The sequence below is a fragment of the Mycobacterium sp. genome, assembly GCF_050700595.1.
Lineage (GTDB): Bacteria > Actinomycetota > Actinomycetes > Mycobacteriales > Mycobacteriaceae > Mycobacterium.
The window spans coordinates 1-7868 of sequence record NZ_JBOHHI010000214.1 but is presented as its reverse complement, the minus strand read 5'-3'; the positions used below and the strand labels follow the sequence as shown (position 1 = coordinate 7868).

6 protein-coding genes and 1 pseudogene are annotated in these 7868 nt (G+C 65.0%); 6 read left to right on the top strand and 1 reads right to left on the bottom strand.

The features are described from left to right. The coding region (mptB, locus tag ACRDTL_RS19635) for a polyprenol phosphomannose-dependent alpha 1,6 mannosyltransferase MptB (protein WP_431508363.1) at positions 1-989 on the bottom strand (989 nt) is incomplete at its 3' end. A 46-nt stretch (positions 990-1035) separates the two neighbouring features. On the opposite strand from mptB, the pseudogene ACRDTL_RS19630 reads away from it, so the two are divergent. The 6 genes and pseudogenes from ACRDTL_RS19630 to ACRDTL_RS19605 form a co-directional block, all read left to right on the top strand. Continuing rightward, positions 1036-1783: pseudogene (locus ACRDTL_RS19630) on the top strand (helix-turn-helix transcriptional regulator); the annotation flags it as partial. A 55-nt stretch (positions 1784-1838) separates the two neighbouring features. Continuing rightward, positions 1839-4433: a Fe-S cluster assembly protein SufB gene (gene sufB / locus ACRDTL_RS19625; protein WP_431508362.1), complete on the top strand. Its 2595-nt coding sequence runs from the start codon at positions 1839-1841 to the stop codon at positions 4431-4433. Next, the gene (sufD, locus tag ACRDTL_RS19620) at positions 4433-5653 is read left to right on the top strand and encodes a Fe-S cluster assembly protein SufD (RefSeq protein ID WP_431508361.1); all 1221 of its coding nucleotides are present in this window, start codon (positions 4433-4435) and stop codon (positions 5651-5653) included. The genes sufB and sufD overlap by 1 nt, the downstream gene beginning before the upstream one ends. Before the next feature lie 15 nt (positions 5654-5668). Next, a complete protein-coding gene (gene sufC, locus ACRDTL_RS19615; protein ID WP_431508360.1) occupies positions 5669-6442 on the top strand; it encodes a Fe-S cluster assembly ATPase SufC in 774 nt (257 codons plus the stop codon). A gap of 2 nt (positions 6443-6444) precedes the next feature. Then, a complete protein-coding gene (locus ACRDTL_RS19610; protein ID WP_431508359.1) occupies positions 6445-7701 on the top strand; it encodes a cysteine desulfurase in 1257 nt (418 codons plus the stop codon). Continuing rightward, positions 7698-7868, top strand: a 171-nt coding sequence (locus tag ACRDTL_RS19605; RefSeq protein ID WP_431508364.1) for an iron-sulfur cluster assembly scaffold protein, incomplete at its 3' end; no start/stop codon positions are given. The genes ACRDTL_RS19610 and ACRDTL_RS19605, both read left to right, overlap by 4 nt.

Below are 7868 nucleotides of genomic sequence, written 5' to 3'. Positions count from 1 at the left end.
CGGGCCAGTGCCATCGCGACGAATCCCAGAGCCAGCAGCGACGGCAGCTTCACCTGGGAGGACAGCGTGATCAGCACGGCGCCGGCCAGCAGCATGCCCAGCGGCGCCCGGTGCTGCCATCGTTGTCGGTCCGGTCCGGGTACCAATGCCCGGCTCGAATCCACGCCGCGCAGCGCGAACTCAGTGCCGGTCAGCATCAGCCCGAGCATCAGCGCCTCGTTGTGGATGCCGGCAACCAGGTGCATGATCAGCAGCGGATTGGCTGCACCCAGCCACAGTGCGCTGACCTCGGCCACCCCGCAACGCCTGGCCAGTCGCGGCGTCGCCCATACGATCAGCCCCACGCCGGCCAACACCACCAGCCGGTGGCACAACACCGCGGCGACGATGTTCTCGCCGGTCAGCGCGGAAATCCCGTGCCCGACCCATAGGAACAGCGGCCCGTAGGGCGCCGGGGTTTCGCGCCACAGGCTCGGCACCGACAGCGTGAATACGTGGCCGAGGCCCAGGCCGGGCGCCGGACCCACCCGGTAGGGGTCGAGTCCCTCCCGGCAGATCTGGCTTTGTGCGAGGTAGGAGTAGACGTCCTTGCTGTACATCGGCGGTGCAACCAGCAACGGGATCGTCCACAGCAGCAGCGTGCGGTCCAACGCGCCGCGCGACATGCGCCGGTCGCCCAGCGCGAAACGGCCCAGCATCAACCACGCCAGCGCCATCATCACCGCCCCGGTGGTGGTCATCGTCAACGACACCGTCTGGATCCGTGACGGCAGGTTGAGCAGCCGGACGCCGAATGTCGGATCCTGGACCACCGGCCGCGCTCCGGCGCCCAATGCGCCGATCGCCATCAGGACCGTGCCGGTTGCGCCGAATAGCCGGGTGCGGCGAAGCGCGACCAACTCACTATGGTTGAGCGGCGAACCCACGGCCTGTTCGTCACCATGCCAGCTCGCAATCGACGAACTCAGAGTGTGTTGGCGGGCTGCCATCAACGCAGCGTAACCGCCACCCGGGGGCCCCGGACCGTCCACCGGGCTGGACCCGTCGCCCGAATTGCGTCACACTGGTGTTGTGAAAATCCGGTCGGACGTCAAAGGCGCTGAAGGAGCGCCCGCAGCTTCGACGCACGACGGCCACACGCGAAGTGCCGTCGTGCGGTTGCTGTTGGAGTCCGGATCGATCACGGCCGGCCAGATCGGCGAGCGGCTGGGCCTGTCCGCCGCTGGCGTGCGGCGTCATCTGGACGCGCTGATCGAGGCGGGCGAGGCGGAAGCTGTTCCGGCCGCGGCCTGGCAGCAGGTGGGACGGGGCCGGCCGGCCAAGCGGTACCGGCTGACCGCCGCCGGACGGGGCAAGTTGGACCACAGCTACGACGACCTGGCGGCGGCGGCGATGCGTCAACTTCGTGAGATCGGCGGGGAGGACGCGGTCCGAACCTTCGCGCGGCAACGCATCGACGCGATCTTGTCCGAGGTTGAGCCGCCCCGTTCCGCCGCGGATGACGAGCTCGAAGCGGCCGCCGAGCGGATCGCCGGGGCGTTGAGCAAGGCCGGCTACGTCGCGACCACCACACGGGTGGACGGGCCGATTCACGGTGTGCAGATCTGTCAGCACCACTGCCCGGTCTCGCATGTGGCCGAGGAGTTCCCGGAGTTGTGCGAAACCGAGCAACAGGCCATGGCCGAGGTGCTCGGCAGGCACGTGCAGCGGTTGGCGACCATCGTCAACGGCGACTGCGCCTGCACCACGCATGTCCCGCTCACCACAACCGAAGCCGAACCCGCACTTCGACGCACAGCCCGCGTCGAAGCCACCACGAGCAAACAAGGAGCGTCGTAATGACGACTACCCCCGAGGTTCAGAAGCTGGGCGCCCCCTTGGCTAAGGAATCCCTGTCCCAGGAGGAGGCGATCGCCTCGCTGGGCCGCTACGGCTACGGCTGGGCCGACTCCGACGTGGCCGGCGCCAGCGCGCAGCGCGGCTTGTCCGAGGCGGTGGTCCGCGACATCTCGGCGAAGAAGAACGAGCCGGAGTGGATGCTGCAGAACCGGCTGAAGGCGCTGCGCATCTTCGATCGCAAGCCGATGCCGACGTGGGGCGCCAACCTCGAGGGCATCGACTTCGACAACATCAAGTACTTCGTGCGCTCCACCGAGAAGCAGGCGACCAGTTGGGAGGATTTGCCAGAAGATATTCGCAATACTTACGACCGGCTGGGCATCCCGGAGGCCGAGAAGCAGCGCTACGTTGCCGGTGTAGCGGCTCAATACGAATGCTTGGCTGGTGACACCTTGGTGTGGACGACTAACCGTGGCCAACTCCCGATCAAGGAGATCGAGTTCGGCGATCGGGTCTTCGCCTACGACGAGGACTCCGAACGGTTCGTGGTTGCGCCCGTTAAGGCTTCAGCCCAGACCGACACCCGGCTGACCTACGCGGTCAAGACGACGCGGCGTGCCATCCGCGCCACCGACAACCACCCGATGCTGGTGTTGCGTGACGAGCGCAAGGAAGGCCGGCAGCGCGCCCGGTATGCCCGCCGTTGGGTCACCGTGGGCGAGATCAAGTCCGGTGACTTCATCGCGGTGCCACGGGCCATCCCGGATGTTGGTGTCGCGGCTGAACTTCCAAGCGTTGCCGGCTTGGCTACTCCCGCGGCTAGCACCGTGAACCTGATGTGGCTGCTGGGGCTGTACATCGGCGATGGCAATCTGCATCTCTCGACGAAGACCTATCGAGTTCAGTTGGCCATCCCCGCAACCGACGTCAAGCTCCGGGCCGAGGTGGCGCGTGTCGTCGAGGATCTGTTCGGGCTGCGGTGCATTGAGGCTGACGAGTACCGCATTGTCGTCAACTCCAAGGCGCTGACCGAGTGGATTGTTGCGTTGGGCTTCGGTGGACTGTCGTTGACCAAGCGGGTGCCCGACTGGGTTTACGGCTTGCCGGTCGACCAGCGGCTGGCCTTCCTCGGTGGTTGGGTCGATGCCGACGGCTATGTGGGGCCGGCAAGCAGTGGGTCGATCCTGCTTACCTGCGCCAACGAGCCCCTCATCGGTCAAGCCCGGGAGTTGGCCGAGCTCTGCGGGTTGCGGGCAGGTGGCCCGTGGTCGTTCACCCAGCCATATCGGCACGCTCCCGAGCGGATGCAGATTGCTTGGCGGCTAGGTATTTCCGGTGACTTTGAGCGCCTGGGTTGTCGCAACCCGAAGCGGACTGACCGCTTCGGCCGCCGCCGTTACATGCATTCGTCGAATGGTGCTCACGGGACGACGATCCGAGCGCACACCAACGAATGGCTCGGCTTTGAGCGGGTCAAGTCCATCGAGCCGTATGCAATCGAACCGGTCTACGACATCGAGGTCGACGGTCCGCACAACTTTGTGGCCGAAGGCCTGGTAGTGCACAACTCAGAGGTTGTTTACCACCAGATTCGGGAAGACCTTGAAGCCCAAGGGGTTATCTTCCTCGACACCGATAGTGGTTTGCGGGAACACGAAGATATCTTCAAGCAGTACTTCTGCGCGGTGATCCCCGCCGGGGACAATAAGTTCTCCGCGCTGAACACCGCGGTCTGGAGCGGCGGCAGCTTCATCTACGTCCCACCGGGTGTGCACGTCGACATCCCGCTGCAGGCCTACTTCCGGATCAACACCGAGAACATGGGCCAGTTCGAGCGGACGCTGATCATCGTCGATGAGGGTGCGTACGTGCACTACGTGGAAGGCTGCACCGCTCCCGTTTACAAGTCCGATTCGCTGCACTCGGCAGTCGTGGAGATCGTCGTGAAGCCCGGTGGCCGTTGCCGCTACACGACGATCCAGAACTGGTCGAACAACGTCTACAACCTCGTCACCAAGCGGGCGCGCGCCGAGGCCGGCGCCACCATGGAGTGGGTCGATGGCAACATCGGCTCCAAGGTCACCATGAAGTATCCGGCGGTCTGGATGACCGGCGAGCACGCCAAGGGTGAGGTGCTTTCGGTGGCGTTCGCCGGCGAGGGTCAGCACCAGGACACCGGTGCCAAGATGCTGCACCTTGCGCCGAACACGTCGAGCAACATCGTCTCGAAATCGGTTGCCCGCAGCGGCGGTCGCTCGTCCTACCGCGGCCTGGTGCAGGTGAACAAGGGGGCGCACGGGTCTCGGGCGAGCGTGAAATGCGATGCACTGCTTGTCGATGACATCAGTCGCAGCGACACCTACCCGTACGTCGACATCCGCGAGGACGACGTCACGATGGGCCACGAGGCCACCGTCTCCAAGGTCAGCGAGAACCAGCTGTTCTACCTGATGAGTCGCGGGCTTGCCGAAGACGAAGCGATGGCGATGGTAGTGCGCGGTTTCGTCGAGCCGATTGCCAAGGAACTGCCGATGGAATACGCGCTGGAGCTCAACCGGCTCATCGAGCTGCAGATGGAAGGCGCGGTGGGCTAGTGGTCGCGGCGCGAGAGGCGACCGGAGAAGCCACCCCGACAAATCTCACCGAGGCAGTCGAAGGGGTCACCGCCAACAAGGGCGAGGTGTTCACCTCATTCGACGTCGGCGCCTTCGAGGTTCCCCACGGTCGAGACGAGATCTGGCGGTTTACTCCGCTGCGACGGCTGCATGGCCTACACGACGGCTCCGCGGCGGCGACGGGAACGGTGACCATCGAAGTCAGCGACCAGCCGGGTGTGTGCGTCGAAACCGTCCGGCGTGGCGACGATCGGCTGGGTGCCGCGGGTGTACCTGCTGACCGCATTGCTGCCCAGGCTTTTTCGTCCTTCAACAAGGCGACCGTGGTCACCGTGGACAACAAAGGCGTGGCACCCGAGGAACCCATCGGCATCACGATCACCGGACCGGGTGAGGGCGCGACGGCTTACGGCCACTTGCAGGTGCGCGCCTGCGAGCTCGCCCGGGCGGTCGTCGTCATCGACCAACGCGGCAGCGGAATCTATGCCGACAACATCGAATTCGTCGTCGACGACGCCGCGCACCTCACCGTGGTCTGGATCGCCGACTGGGCGGACGACGCGGTCAACGTCACCATGCATCACGCTGCATTGGGCAAGGACGCCGTGCTGCGGCACGTCGCCGTCATGCTCGGCGGAGACCTGGTGCGTCTGACAGGTCGGGTTCGGTTTGCGGCTTCGGGCGGGGACGCAGAGTTGCTCGGCTTGTGCTTCGCCGACGACGGTCAGCATCTCGAATCTCGGCTGTTGATCGACCACGGGCAGCCCAACTGCCGCTCGAACGTGGTGTATAAGGGTGCTCTGCAAGGTGATCCGGACTCATCGTGCCCTGATGCGCGCACGGTGTGGGTTGGTGACGTGCTGATCCGGCCGGAGGCCATCGGCACGGATACATTCGAGGTCAACCGCAACCTGGTGCTCACCGACGGCGCCCGGGCCGATTCGATACCGAACCTCGAGATCGAGACGGGTGAGATTGTCCAGGCCGGACACGCCAGTGCCACCGGAAGGTTCGACGACCTGCAATTGTTCTATCTGCGTGCTCGCGGCATCCCGGAGGATCAGGCCCGCCGGCTCATCGTGCGCGGCTTCTTCGGTGAGATCATTGCCAGGATCGCCGTTCCCACCGTGCGTGAGCGCCTCACCGACGCCATCGAACACGAGCTCGCCCTCACCGAAGCCATGTACGGGACCATTTAAGGACACCAATCAGCGATGACCACACTGGAAATCAAGGACCTGCACGTCAGCGTCGCCACTGCCAATGAGGTCGACGAGATCTCGATCTTGCGAGGTGTCGACCTCACGGTGAATTCGGGTGAGACCCATGCATTGATGGGACCCAACGGATCCGGCAAGTCCACGTTGTCGTATGCGATCGCCGGCCATCCCAAATACAAGGTCACGTCTGGATCGATCACCCTTGACGGCAAAGACGTGCTGGCGATGACCGTCGACGAACGCGCCCGCGCGGGGTTGTTCCTGGCCATGCAGTACCCGGTCGAGGTGCCCGGCGTGTCGATGTCGAACTTCCTGCGTACCGCGGTCACCGCGGTGCGCGGCGAGGCGCCGAAGCTGCGGCACTGGATCAAGGAGGTGCGCGCGGCGATGGACGCCCTCGACATCGACCAGGCTTTCGCCGAACGCAGCGTCAACGAGGGTTTCTCCGGTGGCGAGAAGAAACGCCACGAGATCTTGCAGCTCTCGCTGCTCAAGCCGAAAATCGCGATTCTCGACGAAACCGACTCCGGCTTGGACATCGACGCGCTGCGGGTGGTCAGCGACGGGGTGAACCGCTACGCCGAGACCGAGCACGGCGGCATCCTGCTGATCACCCATTACACCCGGATCCTGCGCTACATCCATCCGCAATTCGTGCACGTGTTCGTCGGTGGCCGAATCGTCGAGTCGGGTGGTCCGGAACTGGCGGACGAACTCGAAGAGAACGGCTACGTGCGCTTCACCCAGACGGCGGCCACCGGGGCCTGACCATGACGACGACGTCGGTGGTTCCATTCGACCTCGCCGCGATCCGCGCCGACTTCCCGATCCTCAAGCGCGTGATGCGGGGCGGAAACCAGTTGGCTTACCTGGATTCCGGTGCCACCTCGCAGCGGCCGGTGCAAGTGCTCGACGCCGAGCGTGAGTTTCTGATCACCTCCAACGGCGGGGTGCACCGTGGCGCGCACCAGCTGATGGAAGAGGCCACCGACGCCTACGAGCAGGGCCGCGCCGATATCGCTGGATTCGTCGGCGCCGACGCCGATGAGCTGGTATTCACCAAGAACGCCACCGAGGCGCTCAACCTGATGTCCTACGTGTTCGGCGACGACCGTTTCGAGCGGGCGGTCGGGCCGGGTGACGTCATCGTCACCACCGAGCTCGAACACCACGCCAACCTGATCCCATGGCAGGAACTGGCCCGGCGGACGGGTGCCACGCTGCGCTGGTACGGCGTAACTGACGATGGCCGTATTGATCTAGAGTCGTTACAGCTCGACGAGCATGTCAAAATTGTTGCCTTCAGCCATCATTCGAATGTCACCGGCGCACTGACCCCGGTTGGCCAACTGGTCGACCGGGCGCGCGAAGTGGGTGCGTTGACGGTGCTGGACGCCTGCCAGTCGGTGCCGCACCAACCGGTCGACTTCCACGCGCTCGGCGTCGACTTCGCCGCGTTTTCCGGGCATAAGATGCTGGGTCCCAACGGCATCGGTGTGCTTTACGGCCGCCGCGACCTGTTGTCGACGCTGCCGCCGTTCCTGACCGGCGGCTCGATGATCGAAACGGTGACCATGGAGTCCAGTACCTACGCGCCGGCGCCGCAACTGTTCGAGGCAGGCACCCCGATGACCTCGCAGGTTGTCGGATTAGCAGCAGCCACACGCTATCTCGGTGCCATCGGCATGGACGCCGTCGAAAACCACGAATGTGAATTGGTGGCCGCAGCGATTGAGGGTCTGTCCAGGATCGATGGCGTGCGGATCATCGGGCCGACATCGATGGATGGCCGCGGATCGCCGGTGTCGTTCGTCGTCGACGGTGTGCACGCGCACGATGTCGGGCAGGTGCTCGACGACGACGGCGTCGCCGTACGGGTCGGGCACCACTGCGCGTTGCCGCTGCATCGCCGGTTCGGGCTGGCCGCCACCGCGCGGGCGTCGTTCGCGCTGTACAACACGCTCGACGAGGTCGATCGGCTGGTGGCCGGTGTGCGGCGTGCCGTGGACTTCTTTGGGGGAGTCTGACCGTGCGGCTGGAGCAGATCTATCAGGACGTGATCCTCGATCACTACAAGCATCCGCAGCATCGTGGGCTGCGTGAGCCGTTCGGCGCGCAGGTCTACCACGTCAACCCGGTGTGCGGCGACGAGGTCACCCTACGAGTGGCGTTGTCCGACGACGGCGAGCACATC

What these genes read in the sequence shown, in the direction of transcription:
- sufB (WP_431508362.1), top strand. Translation starts at nt 1,839, where the DNA reads ATGACGACTACCCCCGAGGTTCAGAAGCTGGGCGCCCCCTTGGCTAAG.
- sufC (WP_431508360.1), top strand. Translation starts at nt 5,669, where the DNA reads ATGACCACACTGGAAATCAAGGACCTGCACGTCAGCGTCGCCACTGCC.
- ACRDTL_RS19610 (WP_431508359.1), top strand. Translation starts at nt 6,445, where the DNA reads ATGACGACGACGTCGGTGGTTCCATTCGACCTCGCCGCGATCCGCGCC.